At 67.9% G+C, this 21,333-nt stretch carries 22 protein-coding genes and 1 riboswitch; of the genes, 16 read left to right on the plus strand and 6 right to left on the minus strand.

Annotation, left to right across the window (positions count from 1 at the left end; genetic code table 11):
- Positions 1-210 precede the first annotated feature (210 nt).
- From ygfZ to V7Z98_RS00365, 3 genes are read left to right on the plus strand one after another with little or no spacing between them, the layout of a single operon-like run.
- Complete coding sequence (gene ygfZ / locus V7Z98_RS00355; protein WP_334156555.1) at positions 211-1,290, plus strand: CAF17-like 4Fe-4S cluster assembly/insertion protein YgfZ; 1,080 nt, start codon at positions 211-213, stop codon at positions 1,288-1,290.
- A 4-nt stretch (positions 1,291-1,294) separates the two neighbouring features.
- Positions 1,295-2,095, plus strand: coding sequence for an NRDE family protein (locus V7Z98_RS00360; RefSeq protein WP_334156556.1), 801 nt, complete (start codon positions 1,295-1,297; stop codon positions 2,093-2,095).
- Between the two features lie 35 nt (positions 2,096-2,130).
- A complete protein-coding gene (locus tag V7Z98_RS00365; protein WP_334156557.1) occupies positions 2,131-3,240 on the plus strand; it encodes a copper resistance protein NlpE N-terminal domain-containing protein in 1,110 nt (369 codons plus the stop codon).
- Here the strand turns inward: V7Z98_RS00365 and V7Z98_RS00370 are convergent.
- From V7Z98_RS00370 to V7Z98_RS00380, 3 genes are read right to left on the minus strand one after another with little or no spacing between them, the layout of a single operon-like run.
- The gene (locus V7Z98_RS00370; protein WP_334156558.1) at positions 3,237-3,740 is read right to left on the minus strand and encodes a L,D-transpeptidase; all 504 of its coding nucleotides are present in this window, start codon (positions 3,738-3,740) and stop codon (positions 3,237-3,239) included. The two genes, V7Z98_RS00365 and V7Z98_RS00370, sit on opposite strands and share 4 nt — an antisense overlap.
- Complete coding sequence (tadA, locus tag V7Z98_RS00375) at positions 3,737-4,390, minus strand: tRNA adenosine(34) deaminase TadA (protein ID WP_334156559.1); 654 nt, start codon at positions 4,388-4,390, stop codon at positions 3,737-3,739. Before tadA ends, V7Z98_RS00370 begins: the two co-directional genes overlap by 4 nt.
- Before the next feature lie 25 nt (positions 4,391-4,415).
- Positions 4,416-4,838 (minus strand): hypothetical protein, encoded by a 423-nt coding sequence (locus V7Z98_RS00380; protein ID WP_334156560.1) that lies wholly within the window; start codon positions 4,836-4,838, stop codon positions 4,416-4,418.
- 104 nt (positions 4,839-4,942) lie between these two features.
- Here V7Z98_RS00380 and V7Z98_RS00385 point away from each other — a divergent pair, with 104 nt between their 5' ends.
- Positions 4,943-5,527, plus strand: a complete 585-nt coding sequence (locus V7Z98_RS00385; protein WP_334156561.1) for a GNAT family N-acetyltransferase — start codon at positions 4,943-4,945, stop codon at positions 5,525-5,527.
- Between the two features lie 548 nt (positions 5,528-6,075).
- Here V7Z98_RS00385 and V7Z98_RS00390 read toward each other — a convergent pair.
- Together V7Z98_RS00390 and V7Z98_RS00395 are read right to left on the minus strand one after the other, a co-directional pair.
- Complete coding sequence (locus tag V7Z98_RS00390; RefSeq protein ID WP_334156562.1) at positions 6,076-6,459, minus strand: cupredoxin domain-containing protein; 384 nt, start codon at positions 6,457-6,459, stop codon at positions 6,076-6,078.
- A 2-nt stretch (positions 6,460-6,461) separates the two neighbouring features.
- Positions 6,462-7,364 carry a metallophosphoesterase family protein gene (locus V7Z98_RS00395; RefSeq protein WP_334156563.1) on the minus strand — a complete coding sequence of 301 codons (903 nt, stop codon included), beginning with the start codon at positions 7,362-7,364 and terminating at the stop codon, positions 6,462-6,464.
- 154 nt (positions 7,365-7,518) lie between these two features.
- On the opposite strand from V7Z98_RS00395, the gene V7Z98_RS00400 reads away from it, so the two are divergent.
- The 3 genes from V7Z98_RS00400 to V7Z98_RS00410 all read left to right on the plus strand — a co-directional run bounded on the left by V7Z98_RS00400 (position 7,519) and on the right by V7Z98_RS00410 (position 11,153).
- Positions 7,519-8,067 (plus strand): sigma-70 family RNA polymerase sigma factor, encoded by a 549-nt coding sequence (locus V7Z98_RS00400; RefSeq protein WP_334156564.1) that lies wholly within the window; start codon positions 7,519-7,521, stop codon positions 8,065-8,067.
- Entirely contained in the window at positions 8,064-8,747 is a 684-nt protein-coding gene (locus V7Z98_RS00405; protein ID WP_334156565.1) for an anti-sigma factor family protein, read from the plus strand. The genes V7Z98_RS00400 and V7Z98_RS00405 overlap by 4 nt, the downstream gene beginning before the upstream one ends.
- Positions 8,748-8,966: 219 nt before the next feature.
- On the plus strand, positions 8,967-11,153 hold the full coding sequence (locus V7Z98_RS00410; protein WP_334156566.1) for a TonB-dependent receptor plug domain-containing protein: 2,187 nt from the start codon (positions 8,967-8,969) through the stop codon (positions 11,151-11,153).
- 97 nt (positions 11,154-11,250) lie between these two features.
- Here the strand turns inward: V7Z98_RS00410 and V7Z98_RS00415 are convergent, their stop codons facing one another.
- The gene (locus V7Z98_RS00415) at positions 11,251-13,215 is read right to left on the minus strand and encodes a PhoX family protein (protein WP_334156567.1); all 1,965 of its coding nucleotides are present in this window, start codon (positions 13,213-13,215) and stop codon (positions 11,251-11,253) included.
- 132 nt (positions 13,216-13,347) lie between these two features.
- A riboswitch (cobalamin riboswitch) is annotated at positions 13,348-13,568 on the plus strand.
- 161 nt (positions 13,569-13,729) lie between these two features.
- Between V7Z98_RS00415 and V7Z98_RS00420 the strand changes: the two genes are divergently transcribed.
- Genes V7Z98_RS00420 through cbiE form a run of 9 tightly spaced genes read left to right on the plus strand, consistent with a single transcriptional unit; the run spans position 13,730 to position 21,331 of the window.
- Positions 13,730-14,398: an energy-coupling factor ABC transporter permease gene (locus V7Z98_RS00420; RefSeq protein WP_334156725.1), complete on the plus strand. Its 669-nt coding sequence runs from the start codon at positions 13,730-13,732 to the stop codon at positions 14,396-14,398.
- Complete coding sequence (locus tag V7Z98_RS00425) at positions 14,395-14,769, plus strand: energy-coupling factor ABC transporter substrate-binding protein (protein ID WP_293262872.1); 375 nt, start codon at positions 14,395-14,397, stop codon at positions 14,767-14,769. The genes V7Z98_RS00420 and V7Z98_RS00425 overlap by 4 nt, the downstream gene beginning before the upstream one ends.
- Positions 14,759-15,520 carry a cobalt ECF transporter T component CbiQ gene (gene cbiQ, locus V7Z98_RS00430; protein WP_334156568.1) on the plus strand — a complete coding sequence of 254 codons (762 nt, stop codon included), beginning with the start codon at positions 14,759-14,761 and terminating at the stop codon, positions 15,518-15,520. The genes V7Z98_RS00425 and cbiQ overlap by 11 nt, the downstream gene beginning before the upstream one ends.
- Positions 15,517-16,356: an energy-coupling factor ABC transporter ATP-binding protein gene (locus V7Z98_RS00435; RefSeq protein WP_334156569.1), complete on the plus strand. Its 840-nt coding sequence runs from the start codon at positions 15,517-15,519 to the stop codon at positions 16,354-16,356. Before cbiQ ends, V7Z98_RS00435 begins: the two co-directional genes overlap by 4 nt.
- Positions 16,357-16,381: 25 nt before the next feature.
- Positions 16,382-17,185: a precorrin-4 C(11)-methyltransferase gene (cobM, locus tag V7Z98_RS00440; RefSeq protein WP_293262881.1), complete on the plus strand. Its 804-nt coding sequence runs from the start codon at positions 16,382-16,384 to the stop codon at positions 17,183-17,185.
- Between the two features lie 13 nt (positions 17,186-17,198).
- Positions 17,199-18,170 (plus strand): sirohydrochlorin chelatase, encoded by a 972-nt coding sequence (locus tag V7Z98_RS00445; protein WP_334156570.1) that lies wholly within the window; start codon positions 17,199-17,201, stop codon positions 18,168-18,170.
- A 3-nt stretch (positions 18,171-18,173) separates the two neighbouring features.
- On the plus strand, positions 18,174-18,854 hold the full coding sequence (locus V7Z98_RS00450) for a precorrin-8X methylmutase (RefSeq protein ID WP_334156571.1): 681 nt from the start codon (positions 18,174-18,176) through the stop codon (positions 18,852-18,854).
- A 28-nt stretch (positions 18,855-18,882) separates the two neighbouring features.
- On the plus strand, positions 18,883-20,049 hold the full coding sequence (locus V7Z98_RS00455; protein ID WP_334156726.1) for a cobalt-precorrin-5B (C(1))-methyltransferase: 1,167 nt from the start codon (positions 18,883-18,885) through the stop codon (positions 20,047-20,049).
- Positions 20,042-21,331, plus strand: a complete 1,290-nt coding sequence (gene cbiE, locus V7Z98_RS00460; protein WP_293262890.1) for a precorrin-6y C5,15-methyltransferase (decarboxylating) subunit CbiE — start codon at positions 20,042-20,044, stop codon at positions 21,329-21,331. The genes V7Z98_RS00455 and cbiE overlap by 8 nt, the downstream gene beginning before the upstream one ends.
- The last annotated feature ends 2 nt before the right edge of the window (positions 21,332-21,333 follow it).

Raw genomic sequence — 21,333 nt, forward strand, 5'->3', positions numbered from 1 at the left:
CGGGCAGCGGGCGTCTTGCGCGACGATGCGGAGGAAGGCGGACGGGGTGGCATAGGACGGTCGGAATCCCGCACCAACGAAGGGCATGGCGCAACGGCGCCGGGCGGGGTGCCTATAATACCGCGTCTTGGCGGCGATCCTTACCGCCCGCCGGGCGGCGACAGCCGGTCCGGCCCAACACTACAAGCAACTCCCCCCGGAGATTCCCCGATGAGCGCAGAACAAACCCTCCCCTCCCCCCTGGCTTCCCTGTTCGACCGGCTCGACGCCGCCGGCGCCCGCCGCCCGGAGGCCGGCCGCGCGGTGAGCGATTTCGGCGACGCCCGGGCCGAGGCCGCTGCCGTCGCGGATGCCGCCGGCACCGTGGTCGCGCCCCTGACCCACCTGGCGGTGCTCGACGCCAGCGGCGCCGATGCCGCAAGCTTCCTGCACAACCAGATGACCAACGACATCAACCACCTGGCGCCGGAGCAGTGGCTGCGGGCGGCCTGGTGCTCGGCCAAGGGGCGCATGTACACCACCTTCGCCATCTGGCGCGGCGCCGACGCGGGCACCTACCGGCTGCGCTTTGCCGCCGACCAGATGGCCTTCGTCAAGAAGCGCCTGACCATGTTCGTGCTGCGCGCCAAGGTGACCCTGGCCGACCGCAGCGACGACGTGGCCGTGTTCGGCCTGGCCGGTGCCCGGGCCGCCGAACTGGTGGCCGGCCTGGGCCTGGCCGTGCCCGAGGTGGGCAAGACCGCCGCCGGCGCCGTCGGCGAGGTGCTGCGCATCGACGCCGCCCGCTTCGAGCTGGCGGTGCCGGCCGACCAGGCCGCCGCCACCTGGGACCGGCTCGCCGCAGTGGCCCGTCCGGTGGGCGCCCAGGCCTGGCACCTGCTCGATGTGCGCGCCGGGGTGCCCCACCTGTCCGCCGCCACCCAGGAGGCCTTCGTGCCCCAGATGGCCAACTTCGAGCGCATCGGCGGCGTGTCCTTCCACAAGGGCTGCTACCCGGGCCAGGAGATCGTCGCCCGCACCCAGTACCTGGGCAAGGTCAAGCGCCACATGTACCAGGCCACCGCCGCCGCAGACCTGGCCCCCGGGGCCGAGCTGTTCTCGTCCGCCCTGCCCGACCAGTCCTGCGGCCAGGTGGTGATTTCCGCCCCGTCGCCGGCGGGGGGCTTCGAAGTGCTGGCGGTGATCCAGGAAAACGCCCTGGACGCTTCGATCCACAGCGGCGGCGAGGCGCCGGTCGAACTGGCGGCACCCCGCCTGCCCGCCTACATGAGCGAAGCTCCGGCGGCTTGAACCCATGTGCCTGATCGTCGTCGCCTGGCAGGTGCATCCGGACTACCCCCTGGCGGTGGCCGCCAACCGGGATGAGTGGTACGCCCGGCCCACGGCCCCGGCGGCCCCCTGGAGCGATGCGCCCGACATCCTGGCGGGCCGGGACCTGGAAGCCGGCGGCACCTGGCTGGGGCTGACCCGGGGCGGGCGCTTCGCCGCCGTAACCAATGTGCGCGAAGGCCGCAACGCGCCCAAGGGAACCCATTCCCGGGGGAGCCTCACCAGAGCCTTCCTCGCCGGCGACGCGACCCCGGAGGATTACCTGGCGGAACTGGCCGACGCCCCGTTTGAACGCTATTCGGGCTTCAACCTGCTGGTGGCGGACGGCGACACTCTGGGCTACCTGTCCAACCGCGACCCCGCCGGCAAGGATGGCGGGCAAGGCCGCGCAAGCCGGGTGCGCTTGCTGCCGCCGGGCATCTACGGGGTTTCCAACCACCTGCTGGACACCCCCTGGCCCAAGCTGACCAGCGCCAAGGCGGCCTTTGCCCAGGCCCTTTCTCGCTTGCCGGACCCGGCACCCTGCCTGGCCCTGCTGGCCGACGACGAGATCGTGCCCGACGCCTGCCTGCCGGATACCGGCGTGGGGCTGGAATGGGAACGGCGCCTGTCCTCGGTGTTCGTGCGCGGCACGGCCGAGGTGGCCTACGGCACCCGGGCTTCCACCGTGGCCCTGCGCCGGCGCGACGGGGCGGTGCTGCTCCATGAACAGGCCTTCGGCCCTGGCGGGGCCGAGGGGCCGCCGGTTATCCTGGGCACCTTGTAGGCACCGCCCGCCCGTTCCGATTCCCCCATGACGACATGAGCCTTTCCGTCCGCGCCCCGACCCTGCTCCTGTGGGCCGCCCTGGCCCTGGCGCCTGCCGTGCACGCTGCGCCGGCGACGCCCCTGCCCACGTCCCAGGAAGCGGTGAGCACCCTGCTCACCCGCTATGCCGGCACCCTGCCCTGCGCCGACTGCGCCGGCATCCGCATGGACCTGACCCTGGTGCACGAGGCGGAAAGCGGCCAGCCCCGGGAATTCCGCCTGCGGGAAACCTACCTGGCCACCCGGGACGGCGACCAGAGCTTCGATTCCCGAGGTGAGTACGCCCTGACCCGGGCCGGCAACGGTCGCACCCAGTTGTGGCTCGATCCCCAGAACAAGGAAAACCGGCGCGGCTTTCTGTTCGACGATAGCGGCGAGCGTTCCGCCCTGGTCATGCTCGACCGCAACGGCCGGCGGATCAAATCCACCTTCAGCTACCGTCTGGACCGGGTTGCCACCTCCCGGCTGGTCCTGCCCGGGCGCGGCGAGATCATGCTGCCGGCCCGTTTCGACGGCGACGATGCCGACGGCACCGGCGGCAACGACCTGGCCCTGGACCTGCGCGAGGACGGCACCTACGTCTTTCGCGTCGCCATCGGCGGGGGCGTGGCGCCCTACACCGATTTCGGCACCTTCCGCTTCAACGCCGAAGGCACCCGCCTGACCCTCTTCGGTGGGTCCGAGGTGCCCCACCGCTTCGGCCTGGTGGATGCCCGCACCCTGCTGCGGCTAGATAACGACGACCGCCTGCAACGTCCCGCCCGGGAACTGCGCATGGTGGAATACGCCGAGGTCGAGGACCCCTTGCGGCTGGTGGGGCAGCTCTCCTACCAGGCCGATGCGCCCTTCTTCCGCGAGTGCGCCACGGGACGGACCTGGCCTGTGGCCGCGAGCGGTGATTATCCGACCCTGGAACGGGCCTATGGCGCCTTGCGCGGCCGGCTCAAGCTCAAGCCCGGCGCACCCCTGCGCGCTGCGGTGGAGGCCCGTCTGGTGCGGCAGACGGGCATGGAAGAAAGCCAGCCCCCCCAGCCGACCCTGGTGGTGGAGCGCTTCGAGCGCCTGGACGGCGTCCAGGCCTGCCCCGCCAAGCCGGGGCGTTAGGCGTCGTCTTCGGCGATCAGCACCCGGGTGCCAGCCGGCACCCGCTCGAACAGGTCGATCACGTCGGCGTTGGCCATGCGGATGCAGCCATGGGAGGCCGGCTGGCCGAGCAGGTGTTCGTCGGCGGTGCCGTGGATGTAGATGTAGCGGCGCATCGAGTCGCACTGGCCCAGGCGGTTATGCCCGGGCTCCCTGCCGCACAGCCAGAGGATGCGGCTCAGGATCCAGTCCCGCTCCGGCGCCTGTTCGCCCAGGGCCGGGGTCCACACCTCGCCGGTGGGGCGCCGCGCCACGAACACGGTCTTGGCCGGCTGGCCCTGGCCGATGCGGGCCCGCACGTAATGTTCGCCCCGGGGGGTCTGGTAGCTGCCGCTCTGCTCCCCGGCGCCCCGGGCCGCGGTCGAGATCGGGTAGGCGGCCAGCACCCGGTCGTCGCCGTCGCGCAGTTCCAGCACCTGGCGAGCCAGGGATACCCGGATGTAAGGCCGATCCGCGCTCATTCCCGCTCCGCTCCCAAGGGCTCCAGTTCGATCACTTCCACTGTCTCGACGCTGGCTTCCACAACGATTTCCGCCACGGCGCCGCCGGAGGGATTCGCCCCCGCCGCGTAGCGGGCCTTGGTGGCCTTGCGCGCCGCCCGGCCCGCCTTGCGTCGCTCGGCGAAGAAGGCGGACACCACTCCGCCGCATTCCTCGGCCAGCACGCCACCGACGATTTGCGCGTGGTGGTTGAGCTTTTCCTCGGCGTACAGGTCGGTCACGCTGCCCGCCACGCCGGTCTTGGCGTCCCGGGCGCCATAGACCACCCGGCGGATGCGGGCGTGGAAGATGGCGCCAGTGCACATCAGGCAGGGCTCGATGGTCACATACAGGTCGCAGCCGGTGAGCCGGTAGTTGCCCAGGTTGCGCGCCGCATCGCGCAGCGCCACCACCTCGGCGTGGGCCGTCGGGTCGTGCTCGCCGATGGGGGCGTTGAAGCCCCGGCCGACGATCACTCCGTCCTTGACCACCACGGCGCCCACCGGCACTTCCCCCAGGCAGCCGGCGGCCTGCGCCAGGGACAGGGCTTCGCGCATGAAGAATTCGTCGGAAAGGGCTTCGGCGGACACGGGACGGGGCGACAAATGGACTGGGGCGGAAGTGTACTGCATGGCGACGGTGCCTGCGGGCGATCCTTTACGCTGGATCGGCGGCCCCAATTGCGCCATCGGCGAGGCGCTCGGCTTTTGTTTTGATAACGTTATCTTTAAGTATGCTGTTGCTCCACACGCCGACCACGGCCGCCGCCGCCGCGTAGGTCTGGCGCGGGTCGCCGCTGGCCACGGCCTGGGACAGGACTTCAAGCTCCCGCCCCAGAGCGGCCAGCTCGGCGGTACGGCGGGCCCGGTAGAGGCGCATGTTCTGGCGCACCTGCTCGGCCCGGTCGGACGCCCGGGTCCGGGGACGCCCGCGAGGCTTGGCGGGATTGTGTTCAGTTTCTTCGCTGTTTCCTTCCGCCGGGCGGGTGGCTGGTGCTGCCGAGTCCGTAACTTCACTCAGAGTGGCAGCCTCGGAGGCATCGGCAACGGCGGTGCCCGGGGGCGTGTCGGTGGGGGGCATGGCGGCACATGGTAGAATAGCGATAACGTTATCTTAAATCGTACCCACAGGGAGCGCCAGGGAAGGCATCGAGCCCGCGCCTTGCCCCGCTCCCGGACGTCCCCATGACTTCTCCCCTGCCCCATTCCGGCTGCGAGGTCGTCATTCGCCCGATGACGGCCGACGACCTGCCGGCGGTGCTGGCCATCCAGGCCCGTTGTTACCACGCCGACCTGCTCGAATCCGCCGCCACCTTCGCCGCCAAGCTGCGTTACAGCGGCGACACCTGCTGGGTGGCCTGCGACGGTGCCAACCGCCAGCTCGCCTATCTGTTCGCCCAGCCAGCGGCCTACCTGCACCCGCCGCGCCTGGACAGCGCCCCCGACGGCGATCCCGCCGCTGCCCGGAAAGCCAATACTGGCGCGGACCTTGTCCTGCACCTGCACGATCTGGCCGTGGACCGCACCGCCCGGGGCCTGGCCCTGGGCGAACGGCTGGTGGCCCAGGCCTTCGCCGCGGCGCGCGAGGCGGGCCTGGCCCGGCTCACCCTGGTGGCAGTGCAACAGTCCGGGGCGTTCTGGGAGCGCTTTGGCTTTACGGCGCCGGATCACCCCTTGCCACCGGCCTTGACCGAGGAATTGGCAAGCTACGGGGCGGATGCTTGCTATCGGGTCGCGCCGGCCCTACAAGCCATAGATGGGTTGTTTTGAGTCAATCGTATTGGCAGTTACAACCTCGGTTATGGAGTAACCCGACTCGACATAGCTGTTCCGGCTGACCATACGTTGCCCATCTGAGAAAACGACTTCAAGCGCATAGCCCCCCTCGCCGCAGACTGAGAAATAGATTCTCTTGGATTGGCCGGCTGACGGTCCTTCGCTGGTGATGGAAGCCTTGTTGCCACAGGTGTCGTAGCGAACTACGAAAGACTGAATTGAGCGGCCTGATTGGTTGGCAAGCTCAAGGGTAACGACTGGCGACCCCCAGCCCCGTACCACGGCAGTAATTGCGCCGATACCAAAACCACTAAGCACCAACACACACCAAGCAATGATCCGAAGTAATGTACTCATCCGTTGAAACCGTTAAGTTCGTGTTTATGAACTAATTATGCTTAAGGTATTCAGCGCTCAACAAGAAATACGCGTCAATTGTGTCCATATAAATGTGCCGCCATGCCTTGTCCGATAGCTTTGGGCTGGGCGTACGCGTAAAGAATGCGCCTGGCCTGGTAGTCGTTGGGCGCCCAGTTTCCCTCTCAGTTTTTCACGATGATCTTGCCGTTCATCTGCTCATGCCCCGCACCGCAGAAGTTATCGCAGAGAAAGTCGTAGACGCCGGGCTTCAGGGGCGTCAGGTGGACCCGGGTGATCTGGCCGGGCGGAAGGTCCGCGCGAATCTTGAGGTCCGGGATGTTGAAGCCATGGGTGAAGTCCAGGGACTGGAATTCCAGCACGGTGGGTTGCCCGGTGCGCAGCACGATCTCGGTGGGCGTGAAGACGAAGCGCTGCACCACGACCTTGACCACTGTTTCCTGGCTGGCCGCCGGCGTGGAATTCCTGGCCGCCACGTTCGCTCCAACCAGGAGTCCCAGTGCGGCCAGGATGCCGGCGCCAACGGCGATTATTTTTCGGCGAGCCATGGTCAGCGCCTTACCACCGGATATTCGGCGATCTTGTATTCGCTCGCCTTGTTTTCGGCCTCCACTTCACGGAACCCCAAGCCTTTGTAGGGCATGGCGGGGTCCCACGGCAGCGCCTCGCGCTTGTCCTGGGAGCCCGGTGCCGGCAGCGGGAAGATCAGGGACTTGGCGGAGTGGTGGGCGATATGCCCGGTCATGTGGTGGTTTTCCTGGTGGATGTGGCCGTAGAACACCGTGACGTTGGTGTAGGGCATCAGCAGGGCGATGGCCTTGTCGCCGTCGCGGGTCGCCCAATCCCACTTGGGCACCAGGTCGAACAGGGGGCGGTGGGTGATGACCACGATGGGCTGGTCCTTGGCTTGGCGGCTCAGGTCGGCCTTGAGCCATGCCAGCTGCGGGTCGCCGATGGTGGAACCCGGCTGGGAAACGTTGTCTATGGCGATGAAGTGCACGCCTTTGTGGTCGAAGGAGTAGTGCGTCGGACCGATGATCTCCTTGAAGGCCGCGCCGCCGTCCAGGCCGGCGTCGTGCTCACCGGGAATGAAATGGATGTCGCGCACCTTGAGCGGGCGCACGATCTCCTGAAATTCCCGCAGGCGCTGGCGCCGCTCCACCGGGTCGTCGGTGGTATGGGTCAGGTCGCCGGTGTAAATGATGAAGTCGGGCTGGATTTCCAGGGCGTTGACCGTCGCTACGGCCTCTTTCAGCGTGATCTCGGCATTGGGGTTGTCGGGACCGGTGTAGCCCCAGTGGGAGTCCGACATTTGGACGAAGTAGAAATCGCTGTAACCGGAGAGGCGTGCGGCCTTGCCCGCGGCCGCCTGCGCCCGCCCGAGCAGGCCGCTGGCAAAAACGGCGCCGCCGCCCAGGGCGGTCAGCTTCATGAAACTTCTGCGATCGATCATTTCAGCCTCCTGAAACCAGAAAGGAATGACAGGCCCGCCGGAATCGGCCGGCCTCGCAATGCACTACCGGCCGCGGGGTGGCTTTATTCCCGCCCTCCCCGCCCGGACGGGAATAAAACCGGGCGGCCGGCGGTATTCCATGCAGGAGGCTCGTTTGACTGACAGAACCCGACGCTTCGAAGCGGCCGTGCTGCCGCATCTCGATACCGCGTTCAACCTGGCGCGCTGGCTGCTGCGGGACGACCAGGGGGCCCGGGACGTGGTGCAGGAGGCGTACCTGCGGGCCTTCCGGTTTTTCGACGGTTTTTACGGCGGCGATGCGCGCCCATGGCTTCTGGCGATCGTCCGCAACGCCTGCTTCACCTGGCTGCGGGATCGCGGGCACGACCCGGAGCAGGTGGAATTCGACGAGGAGCGGGACAGCGAATCGGCCCTGCCCGGCTTTCCCGGTGCGTCGGGAAACCCGGGCAACCCGGAGCAATTGCTGTTGCAAAAAGTCGAGCGCGAACGGATCGACGCGGCCATCGAAAAGCTGCCGCCGGCGTTTCGCGAGGTGCTGATTTTGAGAGAGATCGAGGAAATGTCGTACGAGGAAATTGCCCAGGTCGCCGCGATACCGGCCGGTACCGTCATGTCGCGCCTGGCCCGGGCCCGCCGCATGCTGCGCGACCTGCTCGGCCGCCCGGACGGGGAATGGGAATGACCCGCGAGCGGGAAGACGACGACCTGAGCGCCGCGATCAAGGCCGGCGCCACCCGCCACCCGGCGCCCGACGAATTGCGCGCAGCCATCCGCAGCGACGTCGCCCAGGCGGCGGCAGCGATCGGGCAGGCGCCCACAGCGAAGCGGCGACCGATGCCGATAGGGGCATGGCTCAAGCTGGGCGCGGCCTTCGCCTGCGGCGTGGTGTTGAGCTTTTTGCTGATGCAGCAGGGGGTTCTGCTCCGTACTGCGAACCCGCTGGCCGAGCAGGTGGTGGCCGCCCACGTCCGGTCGATGATGGTGGCCCACCTTGAGGACGTGGAATCCACCGATCAACACACCGTCAAGCCTTGGTTCGGGGGCAAGCTGGACTATTCGCCGCCCGTCAGCGACTTCGCCGGCCAGGGGTTCATGTTGTCGGGCGGGCGCCTGGACTATATCGGCCAACGGCCGGTGGCGGCCCTGGTCTATCGTCGCCGGGGCCATGTCATCAACGTGTTCGTCTGGCCGCTCCGTGGCGAGGCCCAGTCCCTGACGACCGAGCGGGACGGTTACAACCTGATCGCCTTGAGCGGCGCCGGCATGCAGTACTGGATCGTTTCCGACCTGAACGGCGACGAACTGCGGCAGTTCTCGACCCTGCTGCACGATGAAGGCGGGAAAAAGGTGGAGCCGAGGTAGGCGGAACGGAGGCTGCCTTCCGGCGAAAACTGAACTGGGTAGCCGGCCCGCCGACGCCGGTTGCGGCGTCAGTCACGATAGAGGTTTCTTCATCCAACCTGACGGAGTGCGGCAAATTGCCACATTCCCCTGGAATGGCCTGGAGCCGACAATGCGCGCACTTAAAATATCAGGGAGCATTTCATGCGCGCACGGGAGTTTCAGCCCAAGGCATTGGTCATGGCACTGGCAGCGGTCTTCCCCTTGGCCGCCGCCTCCAACGGCTTCGCCGCCGACAATCCGGGCGAGTTGTCCGAGGTCGTCGTCACGGCCCGGAAAATCCAGGCGGCACCGGTAGCTACCGAGCTGGGTAAGGGCGATATCGCGGCCAAGCGCGCGGCCACCAGCGATACGGCGGAACTGTTGCGCGACGTGCCCGGCGTGGCCCTGTCGAGCGCCGGTGGCGTATCCAGCCTGCCGGTGATCCACGGCCTGGCGGACGACCGCAACCGGATCAAGGTGGATGGCATGGACCTGATCTCGGCCTGCGGCAACCACATGAATCCGCCCCTCTCCTATATCGACCCGACCAACGTGGAGAGCATCAAGGTCTATGCCGGGGTCACCCCAGTCAGCGTCGGCGGCGACAGCATCGGCGGGACCATCGTGGTCAATTCCAAGGGGCCGCGTTTCGCCAACCCGGGCGAAGGGTTGCTGACCACCGGCGAACTGGGCACCTTCTACCGCTCCAACGGCGATGCCAAGGGCGCCAACGCCTCGGCCACCTTCGCCAACGAGAACCTGAGCGTCACCTACAGCGGCTCCACCGCGGAATCCAAGAATTACCGGGCCGCCCGCGACTTCAAGCAGGGTACCAACGCCACCTTCACCACGGCGGGCACCCACTGGATCGCCGGTGACGAAGTCGGCTCGTCCGCCTACAAGACGGAGAACCAATCCCTCGGCGTGGCGCTGCGCAGTGAAAACCACCTGATCGATTTCAAGGTGGGGTTCCAGCACATCCCTTACCAGGGCTTCCCCAACCAGCACATGGACATGACCGACAACAAGAGCACCCAGGTCAATCTCGGCTACACGGGGAAATTCGGCTGGGGCTCCTTGCAGGCCCGGGTTTATAACGAAGAAACCCGGCACAAGATGAACTTCGCCGAGGACAAGCTGTACTGGTACGGCATGACCCACAACGTCGCCGGCATGCCCATGGACACCAAGGGGCGCAACACCGGCGCCCTGGTCAAGGCGGATATCGTCCTGAACGAACGGGACACCCTCAAGGTCGGCAGCGAATACCAGCGCTACCGCCTGAGCGACTGGTGGGCGCCGGTCGCCAACTCCATGATGATGTCGCCGAACACCTTCCAGAACATCAACAACGGGCAGCGGGACCGCTTCGACGTCTTCGCCGAATGGGAGGCGCTCTGGTCGCCCAAGTGGCTGACCCTGGCGGGCCTGCGCAGCAGCACGGTGAAGATGGATACCGGCACCGTCCAGGGCTACAACCCGATGTACGGCGCCGACGCGGCCCGCCTCAACGCCGCCGACCGGGCGAAAACCGACAACAACATCGACGCGACAGCCCTGGTCCGCTTCACCCCGGACGCACGCCAGACCTACGAAGGCGGCTTCTCGCGCAAGACCCGTTCGCCGAGCCTGTACGAGCGCTATACATGGTCCACCAACGGCATGGCCATGACCATGAACAACTGGGTCAACGACGGCAACGGCTATGTGGGCGACGTGAACCTCAAACCCGAGGTGGCCAACACCCTGAGCTTCAGCGCCGACCTGCACGATGCCAGCCAGAAGGAATGGGGCGTCAAGGCCACGCCGTACTACAGCAAGGTCGATAACTACATCGACGCCAAGTGCCTGACGACCTGCGCATCCAACAAGTTCAACTACCTGAAGCTGACGAATGCCGAGGCGCGCCTGTTCGGTATCGACCTGTCCGGCTTCGCCAAGCTGGGCCGGATCGACGGCGTGGGTGAATTCATCGGCAAGGGCGTGATCGGTTACGTGAACGGCAAGAACACGAGCACCGGCGACCGCCTGTACAACATCATGCCGTTCAATGCCCGCCTGTCCATCGAGCATCGCCTGGGCAACTGGACCAACACGGTCGAAGAGGTCCTGGTCAGCGCCAAGAACGACGTCTCCCAGGTGCGCAACGAAATGAAGACTGCCGGTTACGGGCTCCTGAACCTGCGCAGCAGCTATGAAGCCAAGCACTACCGGATCGACATCGGCATCGAGAACGTCCTGAACAAGCAGTACGCCCTGCCCCTGGGCGGCGCCTACATCGGCCAGGGCGCTACCATGTCGCTGAACGGCGCTGGAGCTCCCTACGGCATTCCGGTGCCCGGGATGGGGCGCTCGCTTTACGCCGGGCTGAACCTGAAGTTCTGACCCATCGGGGCTGACTGCCCCGCTTGCAAAAGACAGAGGCCGCCGGATCGCTCCGGCGGCCTCTGTCGTTTCTACCTGGCCAATCGTTGCTGCCGCTTTAAATCCCCACCACCTTGCCGTCCTTGCGCGAGATGGCAATGGTGGCCGAGCGGGGCCGCCCCCCGGCGACGCTGCTGAACTGGTTGCCCGGCCAGGCGGAAATGGCCGTGGGGTTGGCCGGGTCGCTGCGCTCCTGGGGATTCTCCCCCGGGTGCTGGATGTTGATGAACAGGGTGGTGCCGTCCGGGGTGCGGGTGATGCCGGTGATCTCGCAACCCTTGGGACCGGTGAGGAAGCGCTTGATCTGGCCGGTTTCCACGTCGGCGCAGAGCATCTGGTTGTTGCCCAGGTTGGCGTAGTCGCCCTGGTTGAGCACCGAGGTGGACACGTCGGTCTGAATCCACAGCCGGCCTTCCGGGTCGAACCACAGGCCGTCCGGGCTGCCGAAGGCGTCGCCCTTGACGTTGCCGCGCTTGGCCGGGTCCGGATTGGCCGGGTCGCCGGCCAGGGCGAAGATGTCCCAGCCGAAGGCATCCCCGGCCGCGCCGCCTTCGTCGCGCCAGCGGATGATGTGGCCGAACACGTTGTCGACGCGGGGGTTGGCCTTGTCCGTGGCGGCCGCGTCGGCCGCGCCGCGCTTGGTGTTGTTGGTCAGGGAGCAATACACCTCGCCGGTGACCGGATGGACGGCGATCCACTCGGGCCGGTCCATCTTGGTGGCGCCCACGGCGTCGGCGGCTAGGCGGGTCTTGACCAGCACGTCGGCCTGGTCGGCGAAACCGTTGTCGCTGGTCAGGCCCGGGCGGCCGTGCACCAGGGGCAGCCAGCGGCCCTTGCCGTCATCGCCGAAACGGGCCACGTACAGGGTGCCCCGGTCGAGCAGGTCAGCGTTGGCGCCGGGCCGGGCCGGGTCGTAGCGGTCCTTGGAAACGAACTTGTAGAGGTACTCGAAGCGCTCGTCGTCGCCCATGTACACCACCACCCGGCCGTCCTTGGCCAGGGTCACGGTGGCGCCCTCGTGCTTGATGCGGCCCAGGGCGGTGCGCTTGACCGGGGGCTTCATCGGGTTCCACGGATCGATCTCCACCACCCAGCCGAAGCGGTTGGCTTCGTTGGGGTGCCGGTTCAGGTCGAAGCGGGCGTCGAATTCGTTCCAGCGGTAGATGCTGCCGCCCTTCTTGATGCCGTAGCGCTTTTCCAGGGCGCTGGAAGCGGCGCTGGCAGGCTTGGCCGAGCCTTCGAAGTAGTTGTTGAAGTTCTCTTCGCAGGTCAGGTAGGTGCCCCAGGGGGTGACGCCCATGGCGCAGTTGTTGAAGGTGCCGAAGGCCAGGTGGCCCTTGGGGTCGGCGGCGGTCTTGACCCAGTCGGAGCCGGCCACCGGGCCGGACAGCCAGATCGGCGTGGCGGCGGTGACGCGGCGGGCGTACTTGGAGGGGCGCACCACCTCCCAGCGGTTGCCCTGCTTGCGCACTTCCACCACCGAGACGCCATGGGCGGCCTGGGACTTGGCCACCTTGTCGGCGCTCCAACCGTTCATGCCGCTCGGGTGGAGCAGACCATCGTCCACGTACTCGTGGTTGACCACCAGCAGCCCCCGGTCGGAAACGGGCTTGCCGTCCTTGACGAAGGGGAAGAAGTGCATGCCGTCGTGGTGCATGCCGGCCTGAAGGGCTTGTTCCGCGGCGGTGTTGGAGGCGTCGGGCTTGAACGCCGGGCCGTCGGAGATGGGGTCGCCCCAGGCGTAGACCACTTCCACCTGGTAGTCGTCGGGCACCCGCACCAGGTCGTCCTGGGAAACCGAAACGGGCAGGAAGCCGATGGCCGGGCCGGCCTTGCCGCGCATTACCCGGCCGGCGCTGGCCGCTGCCTGGGCCGCCAGGGTGGGCATGGACACGCCCATGCCGGCCAGGGCCGCGGCGGAAATACCGCCCAACAGGAAGTGGCGGCGGGAGTTCTGCACGAACTTGTCGAGAATCGGGTTGGCGCTGTCGTTGCTGATGCAATCGTCGTCGAAGTATTTCATGGCAGGCAATGCTTTTCGCTGGAGACGCGGCATTCTCCCAACCGCGCATGACCACTTCATTACAACCGGCCGCAATGCCGCTTCACCCCGTGCTTCCTGGCTTTCCGGTTGTTCGCCGGCGGCTTCTCGGTTAGCATGCGCGCTGATTCGGGTGCCAGCCGCGTGTCCTATGCCGCTGGTGAAACGGGAAGACCGGTGACGTCGATATCCTCCATATCCTCGACCATTCCGGCGCAGCCCCCGCTGCTGTAAGCCTGACGACTCCGCCCCACGCCACTGTGCTTCGCGCATGGGAAGGCCGGCGGACGAGAACGAAGGCGAGCCAGAAGACCGGCCTGAGTCATTAGCTGCACCATTCCCCGGGGTGACGGGAAGGTTTCGATGATTCGCCGCATACGGCCCGCTTTCCGCTCCCGCGGTCTGCCCGCGCCGCCTCTGTAGTCCGATCCCGATCCGCCTTTATCCCCTTGGTGCGTCCATTCGAGTTCGCCGAGGGAGAACCCGCTTGCACATCATGGAAGGCTTCCTGCCCGTGGCGCACGCCGTGGGCTGGAGCATCGCGTCCGCCCCCTTCGTCGCCTGGGGCATCCGCTCGGTCAACCGGCGCATCCGCGCCAACCCGGAGCAGCGCATGCTGCTGGGAGTGGCCGCCGCGTTCACCTTCGTCCTGTCGGCCCTCAAGCTGCCCTCGGTCACCGGCAGCTGTTCTCATCCCACCGGCACCGGCCTGGGCGCCATACTGTTCGGCCCGGCGGCCATGGCCCCCATCGGCGCCGTGGTGCTGCTCTTCCAGGCCCTGCTGCTGGCCCACGGCGGCCTCACCACCCTGGGGGCGAACATCTTCTCCATGGCCGTGGTCGGCCCCTTCGCCGCCTGGGGCGTGTTCCGCCTGGCCCAGGCGCTGAAGCTGCCCTTCGCCCTGGGCATCTTCCTGGCCGCCAGCCTGGCCGACCTGCTCACCTACGTCACCACCTCGGTCCAACTGGCCCTGGCCTTTCCCGACCCGGTGGGCGGCTTTACCGCTTCATTCCTCAAGTTCGCCGGCATTTTCGCCGTCACCCAGGTTCCCCTGGCCATCAGCGAAGGGCTGCTCACCGTGGTCATTTTCAACGCCCTGGCCCGCTTCAACCCCCAGGAGCTGCGCGACATGCGGGTGCTGGGCACGCCGGAGGCCAAGGCATGAAGAAGCGCCAGAACCTCCTTCTGCTCGCCGCCGTGGCCCTGCTGGCGGTGCTGCCCCTGTGGCTGGTGGACAAGCCGGCCCCGGACGCCGTGGATGCGGACGGCAAGCCGGTGGAGCTTTTCGGCGGCGCCGACAACCAGGCCCGGGACCTGATCGGCCGCATCGCCCCGGACTACAAACCCTGGTTCGAGCCCCTGCTGGAACCCGCCAGCGAGGAGATCGCCTCCCTGCTGTTCGCCTTGCAGGCCGCCCTGGGCGCCGGCTTCATCGGCTATTACCTGGGGGTATCGGTCACTCGGGAACGGCTCAAGCGTGAGTTCGAGCGGCACAACCAGCCCGCGGACGGCGGAACGGGCGTCCATGCGGATTGAGCAGTCGGCCTACGCCAACCGCTGGCGCACCGTAGCCCCCGAGGCCAAGGGGCTGTTCGCCCTGGGCGGCCTGGTGGCCGCCTTCGCCGCCGCCGGACGGCTGGAAGCGGCCCTGGCAGTGACGGCCGCAGTGGTCGCGGCGACCGTCCTGGGCGCCCGGGTACCCCTGGGGCTCTACCTGCGGGTGGCCTTCCCCGCCCTGCTCTTCCTCGCGGTCAGCGCCCTCTCCCTGGCCCTGTCGGTGGATCGCGCCCCCGGCGATGGTCTGGGCGTCCACGTCACCGGCGCCGGGCTGGATCAGGTGGGCCGGGTGACGGGCCGCTCCCTCGCCGGGCTGGCCGCCCTGCTCTTCCTGGTGCTGACCACGCCCCTGACCGACCTGATCGTGCTGGCCCGCCGCCTGCGGACGCCCGAGGTGCTGCTCGACATCATGGTGCTGTGCTACCGCACCCTGTTCGTCTTCTCCGGGGCCCTGCACGACATGCGTACCGCCCAGGCCGCCCGCCTCGGCTATGCCAATTCCCGCCTGACCTTCCGCGCCCTGGGCGATCTGACGGCCAACCTGACCTTGCAGATCTGGCAGCGCGCCCACGCCTTGCACCAGGCCGCTCTGGCCCGCAACAGCGATGGCCCCCTGCGCTTTCTGCCCACGCCCCATCCCCATGCTCGGCGCCATACGCTCCTGGGTGGACTGGCCGGCGCCCTGCTGGCGGCCCTGGGCGGGCTGCTGGCCCATGGAGGCGCGGCGTGAGCGACCTGATCCTGGAACTGGACGGCGTGGACTTCCGCTACCCGGACGGCAGCATGGGGCTCGACGGCTGCTCCCTGGCCATCCGCCGGGGTAGCCGCAACGTATTGATCGGCGCCAACGGCGCCGGCAAGACCACCCTCTTCCAGCACTGCAACGGTCTGCTGCGCCCCACCGCCGGCGTGGTGCGCTATGCCGGCGCCCCGGTGGACTACGGCCGGGCCGGCCTGCGTGCCCTGCGCAGTAAGGTGGGCATGGTCTTCCAGAACCCGGACCGGCAGCTCTTTTCCGCCAGCGTGCGGGAGGACGTGTCCTTCGGCCCCATCAACCTGGGGCTGGACGAAGCCGCCGTGGCCGCCCGGGTGGACGCCGCCCTGGCCGCCGTGGGCATGGACGACCTGGCCCGCAAGCCGGTGCACAACCTGAGCTTCGGCCAGAAGAAGCGGGTGTGCATCGCCGGCGTATTGGCCATGGAGCCGGAGCTGCTGGTGCTCGACGAACCCATGGCCGGCCTCGACCAAGCCATGCAGGAAGAGCTGCTGGCGGTGCTGGAGCGCCTGCACGGCCGGGGCATGACCATCCTGCTGGCCACCCACGACATCCACTTCGCCTACCGCTGGGCCGACCGCATCCACCTCATGGCCGCCGGCCGCTGCACCGCCAGCCTCGATGCGCCTGCCCTGGCCGACCACGAGGCCGAACTGGCCGCCATCGGTCTACGCCTGCCCGCCGTGATCGGCCTGCAACGGCTCCTGCGCCAGCAGGGACTGCTTGCCGAAGGCGCCCCCCTCCACAGCTGCACCGCGCTGCTGGCGCGCTTGCAGGAGATCCAACGCTAGACCTAAGACCCACGAAAGAATGCCCATGCCCCCTACCCTCCCGGGCACCGTCTGGTTCGTCGGCGCCGGCCCCGGCGATCCCGACCTGATCACCGTCAAGGGCCGCCGCCTGCTGGAACAGGCCGGCGCCATCCTCTTCGCCGGCTCCCTGGTGGACCAGGCCGCCACCCTCTACGCTCCCGAGGGCTGCGACATCCGCGACTCCAAGGACATGACCCTGGAGGAAATGACCGCCTGGCTGCTCGACGCCGCCAGCCGCCATGCAATCGTGATCCGCCTCCAGACCGGCGACCCGGGCCTCTACGGCGCCCTGGTGGAAATGACCCGGCCCCTGGATGCCGCTGGCGTCGCCTGGGCCGTGGTGCCGGGCGTGTCGTCGGCCCTGGCTTCCGCCGCCGCCGCCGGCGAGACCCTGACCCTGCCGGAAGTGACCCAGACGGTGATCCTCACCCGGGTCGCCGGCCGCACCCCCATGCCCCCGGGCGAGGAACTGGAGGCCCTGGCGGCCCACCGCTCGACCCTGTGCATCTTCCTTTCCATCACCCTGCTGCACGAGGTGCAGCGCGCCCTGCTGGCCGCCGGCTGGCCCGAGGACGCGCCCATCCTGGTGGTGCAGAAGGCCTCCTGGCCGGGCGAGGAAAAAATCGTGCGCGGCACCATCGCCGACATCAAGAAAAAGTGCCAGGCGGAGAAGATCGCCGCCCAGGCCATGATCATCGCCAGCCCGGCCCTTGGCGCCCGGGATTGGGAAGACATCGCCCGCTCCAAGCTCTACGACCCCAGCTTCACCCACCGCTTCCGCAAGGCCAGCGTGGGCGAGGCCTCCTGAGGAATGAATTCCCATGACCTTCAGTGCCCAAGACACCACCCTGCTCCTGGTCGGCCACGGTTCCCGCAATCGGGACGGCAACAAGGAAATCCTCCATTTCGCCGCCCAGTGGCGTGACCGCCACCCCGACTGGCGCATCGAGGTGTGCTTCATCGAGCACGCCGAGGTGCTGCTGGACGAGGGGCTAGACCGGGCCGCGCGGTGCGGTGGCCAAAGCGGATCGAAGCGCGTGGTGGTCATTCCCTTCATCCTCAATGCCGCCGGCCACGTGAAGATGGAACTGCCCCACGCCGTGGAAGAGGCCCGGGCACGCCACCCTGGCGTGGATTTCCAGGTGGTGCGCCACCTGGGCATGGGCCGGGAGATTTTCGAGGTGCTGCAAGGCCAGCTGGATAGGCTGATGAAGCAGCTGGACATGCCCGACCCCTGCACCACCGGCGTCATCCTGCTCGGCCGGGGTTCGTCGGATGCCGGCGCCAACGGCGAGCTGGCCAAGATGGCCCGCTGGATCTTCGAGGAAAACGACCACGAACTGGTGGACATCGCCTTCACCGGCGTCACCTGGCCCCGCCTGGAGACCGCCGTGCAGCGCCAGGTCAAGCTGGGCATGACCCAGGTAGCCATCGTCCCCGTCTATCTCTTCACCGGCGTACTCATGGAGCGCATCAAGGCCCAGGCCGAGCGCCTGCAACGCCAGTACCCCCAGGTGGCCTTCGCCCTGGGCACCCACTTCGGCTTCGACAAGGGCGTCTTCGACCTGCTCGACGCCAAGGTGGGCGGGACCGAGCTGCCGGAGGGGGCCCTGCTCGAATGCGACGGCTGCAAATACCGCCTGGCCGCCGAGGACGAGCACCTGCACGACCACAGCCACACCGCCACCCACGATCACGGCCATGGCGGCTGCGGCCACAAACATGATGCCGATCATGGCCACGGCCATTGCCATGGGCACACTCACAGCCACGATCATCACGCTCACGCCTAAGCCATGAACCAGAACAGCAACGTCGTCACCGAACAGCTCACCGCCGCCGGCCGCGCCATCGAGCACGATTCCTTCGCCATCATCGACGCCGAAGCCGGTCCTCATCGTTACGCCGAGGACCAGTGGCCGGTAGTGCGGCGCATGATCCACGCCAACGCCGACTTCGAATTCAACGGCCTCACCGACTTCCATCCCGGCGCGGTGGAAGCGGGCCTGGCCGCCATCCTCAAGGGCAGCACGCCCATCGTGGCGGACGTGGAGATGATCTGCGTCGGCCTTTCCGCCACCCGCCTCAAGCACTTCGGCCTGACCACCCATCAGTTCATCTCCGACGACGACGTGATTGACGCCGCCAAGGCCGAGGACACCACCCGGGCCGTGCAGGCGATGCGCAAGGCCCACCGCCGGGGGCTGCTGAACGGCGCCATCATCGGCATCGGCAACGCGCCCACAGCGCTGATTGAAGTGGTGCGCCTGATCAAGGAAGAAGGCGCCCGCCCCGCCCTGGTGGTGGGTATGCCCGTGGGTTTCGTCTCCGCCGCCGAATCCAAGGACCTGATGGCCGAGGTGAAGGACGTGCCCTGGATCGTCATCCGTGGCCGCAAGGGCGGCTCCACCCTGGTGGTGGCCGCCATCCACGCCCTCCTCGGCATTGCCGAAGCCCGCCAGCGCAATGCCGCCTGAAGCCAGCAACAGCGCTCCTCCGGAAGCGATGGAAAAAGCAGCGGACAAGCCAGCCGAAAAGGTCCGCAAGGGCACGGCCAGGCGGGACCGGGGCAACCGCAGCGGCTTCACCACCGGCGCCAATTCGGCGGCGGCGGCGGTGGCCGCCACCCTGGGCCTGGTCCAGGGCCAGGTGCCGGCCCAGATTTTTTGCCGCCTGCCCAACGGCCAGGAAACTCCCTTCAACATCAACGACGGCCGGGTCGAAGGCGAAGGCGTGCCCCTGCGCGCCCACGCCGTGAGCATCAAGGATGCCGGCGACGACCCGGACGCCACCCACGGCGCCCACATGACCGCCGACGTGGTGCGCATTCCCGGCGGTGGCGGCCAGGTCATCCTCAAGGGCGGCGCCGGCGTCGGCATCGTCACCAAGGAAGGGCTGGGCCTGGAAGTGGGCGGGCCGGCCATCAACCCGGTGCCCCGGCGCAACATCAGCGACAACGTGGCCCGGGCCGGCGCGCCGATCCTGGATGCCGGCGATAGCCTGGAGGTGACTATCTCGGTGCCCGGCGGCGAGGAGATGGCGAAGAAGACCCTCAATGCCCGCCTGGGCATCCTGGGCGGCATCTCCATCCTCGGCACCACCGGCATCGTCCGGCCCTACTCCACCGCCGCCTTCCGCGCCTCGGTGGTCCAGGCCATCGACGTGGCGGCGCGCCAGGGCCAGACCAGCGTGGTGTTCACCACCGGTGGCCGTACCGAGAAATTCGCCATGCGCCAGCTGCCCCAACTGGAGGAATCCTGCTTCGTGCAGATGGGGGACTTCGTCAAGGCCGCCTTCCAGACCGCCATCAAGCGCCAGATGCAGCACGTCTACATCGGCGCCATGGTGGGCAAGCTGACCAAGATGGGCCAGGGCCTGGCCGTGACCCACGCCTGGAAGGAAGCGGTGGACCGGGATCTGCTGGCGGATTGCGCCACCGAGGTGGGGGCGCCCCCCGACCTGGTGGAGGAAATCCGCAATGCCGAGACCGCCCGCTTCGCCGCCGAGCGCCTGGCCGGCCTGGGCCTGACCGTGGCCTTCCACCGGGCCTTGGCGATCCGCGCCATGAAGAGCCTGCGTTCCTGCCACCCTGGCCCCTACCAACTCACCGTGCTGGTCTGCGATTTCGACGGCCAGCTGATCGTCCGCGTCGAAGAGAGCGAAATTGAGTAAGCCAATCTGCACCGTCCTTGGCATCCTGGACGACGGCTGGGCCGGCCTGAACGACGCCGCCCGCCACGGCCTGCAATCCGCCGGCCTGATCGTCGGCGCCGGCCGCACCCTGGCCCTGGTCCAGCCCCACCTGCCGCAAAGCGCCGCATTGCGCGACATGGACGGGGCCCTGGGCCAGGTTCCGGGCTGGATTCAGGCCGCGGCGGCCGACGGCTTGCACACCGTGGTCCTGGCCACCGGCGACCCTCTCTGCCACGGCATGGCCAGCTACCTGGTGGGCAAGCTGGGGGCCGAGGCGGTTGCCGTGCAGCCGGCACTGTCCACCCTACAACTGGCCTTCGCCCGCTTCCAGCGGCCCTGGCAGGACTACCGCATCGCCTCCTGCCACAATGCCGACGCCGGGGAATGGCAGGCCGGCGCAACGCCGGATAACGGCTTGTACAAGCTGATCCGGGCCATTGCCGAGTATCCGAAAGTGGCTGCCTTCACCAGCCCGGACAACAACCCGGCCCGCCTGGCCCGGGCGCTTTGGACTGCTGGCTACGATGACGAAGTGCGCCTTTCCGTGGCCGCCAAGCTGGCCCTGCCCGACGAGCAGCTGTTCCCCGATCTGACCCTGGAGCAGGCAGCGGCCATGACCTTCCCCGACCCCAACGTGGTGCTGGTGGAACGCAGGGTTGCCGACCCCCGCGCCATCTTCGGCTTCGATGATCTGGACTTCGTGCAGCGCCAGCCGGAGAAAGGCCTCATCACCAAGCTGGAAGCCCGGGCCCTATCCCTGGCCAAGCTGGGCTTGAAACCCGACAGCGTGGTCTGGGACATCGGCGCCGGTTCCGGCTCCGTGGGCCTGGAAGCCAGCCGCCTGTGCCGCCACGGCCACGTGTACGCCATCGAAAAGAACGAGGGCGACGCCGCCAATGCCTGGGAAAACGCCCTGCGTTTCCAGGCCACCAACTACACCCTGCGCCACGGCAAGGCCCCGGAAGGGCTGGACGCCTGGCCGGACCCGGATGCGGTGTTCGTCGGCGGTTCCGGCGGCGAACTGGCCGGCCTCATCGACCTGATCCTCACCCGCCTCAAGCCCAATGGCCGCCTGGTGATGAACTTCGTCACCCTGGAGAACCTGGCCACTGCCACCACGGCTCTCAACGCCGCCGTGGAGAAATTCGGCGTCGCCTGGGACGTGACCCAGCTCCAGGCCAGCCGCAGCCAGCCCATCCTCGACATGCACCGCATGGCGGCGCAAAACCCGATCTGGATTGTTTCCGCAAAGAAGAATTAAGC

It is taken from the genome of Oryzomicrobium sp., assembly GCF_036820405.1.
Classification (GTDB): Bacteria; Pseudomonadota; Gammaproteobacteria; order Burkholderiales; family Rhodocyclaceae; genus Oryzomicrobium.

Coding starts and splice junctions, on each gene's coding strand:
- cobM (WP_293262881.1), top strand. CDS start 16,382: ATGCCCCCTACCCTCCCGGGCACCGTCTGGTTCGTCGGCGCCGGCCCC.
- V7Z98_RS00450 (WP_334156571.1), top strand. CDS start 18,174: ATGAACCAGAACAGCAACGTCGTCACCGAACAGCTCACCGCCGCCGGC.
- ygfZ (WP_334156555.1), top strand. CDS start 211: ATGAGCGCAGAACAAACCCTCCCCTCCCCCCTGGCTTCCCTGTTCGAC.
- V7Z98_RS00385 (WP_334156561.1), top strand. CDS start 4,943: ATGACTTCTCCCCTGCCCCATTCCGGCTGCGAGGTCGTCATTCGCCCG.
- V7Z98_RS00360 (WP_334156556.1), top strand. CDS start 1,295: ATGTGCCTGATCGTCGTCGCCTGGCAGGTGCATCCGGACTACCCCCTG.
- tadA (WP_334156559.1), bottom strand. CDS start 4,390: ATGCAGTACACTTCCGCCCCAGTCCATTTGTCGCCCCGTCCCGTGTCC.
- V7Z98_RS00445 (WP_334156570.1), top strand. CDS start 17,199: ATGACCTTCAGTGCCCAAGACACCACCCTGCTCCTGGTCGGCCACGGT.
- cbiQ (WP_334156568.1), top strand. CDS start 14,759: ATGCGGATTGAGCAGTCGGCCTACGCCAACCGCTGGCGCACCGTAGCC.
- V7Z98_RS00380 (WP_334156560.1), bottom strand. CDS start 4,838: ATGCCCCCCACCGACACGCCCCCGGGCACCGCCGTTGCCGATGCCTCC.
- V7Z98_RS00420 (WP_334156725.1), top strand. CDS start 13,730: ATGGAAGGCTTCCTGCCCGTGGCGCACGCCGTGGGCTGGAGCATCGCG.
- V7Z98_RS00415 (WP_334156567.1), bottom strand. CDS start 13,215: ATGAAATACTTCGACGACGATTGCATCAGCAACGACAGCGCCAACCCG.
- V7Z98_RS00425 (WP_293262872.1), top strand. CDS start 14,395: ATGAAGAAGCGCCAGAACCTCCTTCTGCTCGCCGCCGTGGCCCTGCTG.
- V7Z98_RS00365 (WP_334156557.1), top strand. CDS start 2,131: ATGAGCCTTTCCGTCCGCGCCCCGACCCTGCTCCTGTGGGCCGCCCTG.
- V7Z98_RS00370 (WP_334156558.1), bottom strand. CDS start 3,740: ATGAGCGCGGATCGGCCTTACATCCGGGTATCCCTGGCTCGCCAGGTG.
- V7Z98_RS00405 (WP_334156565.1), top strand. CDS start 8,064: ATGACCCGCGAGCGGGAAGACGACGACCTGAGCGCCGCGATCAAGGCC.
- V7Z98_RS00455 (WP_334156726.1), top strand. CDS start 18,883: ATGGAAAAAGCAGCGGACAAGCCAGCCGAAAAGGTCCGCAAGGGCACG.
- V7Z98_RS00395 (WP_334156563.1), bottom strand. CDS start 7,364: ATGATCGATCGCAGAAGTTTCATGAAGCTGACCGCCCTGGGCGGCGGC.
- V7Z98_RS00410 (WP_334156566.1), top strand. CDS start 8,967: ATGGCACTGGCAGCGGTCTTCCCCTTGGCCGCCGCCTCCAACGGCTTC.
- V7Z98_RS00390 (WP_334156562.1), bottom strand. CDS start 6,459: ATGGCTCGCCGAAAAATAATCGCCGTTGGCGCCGGCATCCTGGCCGCA.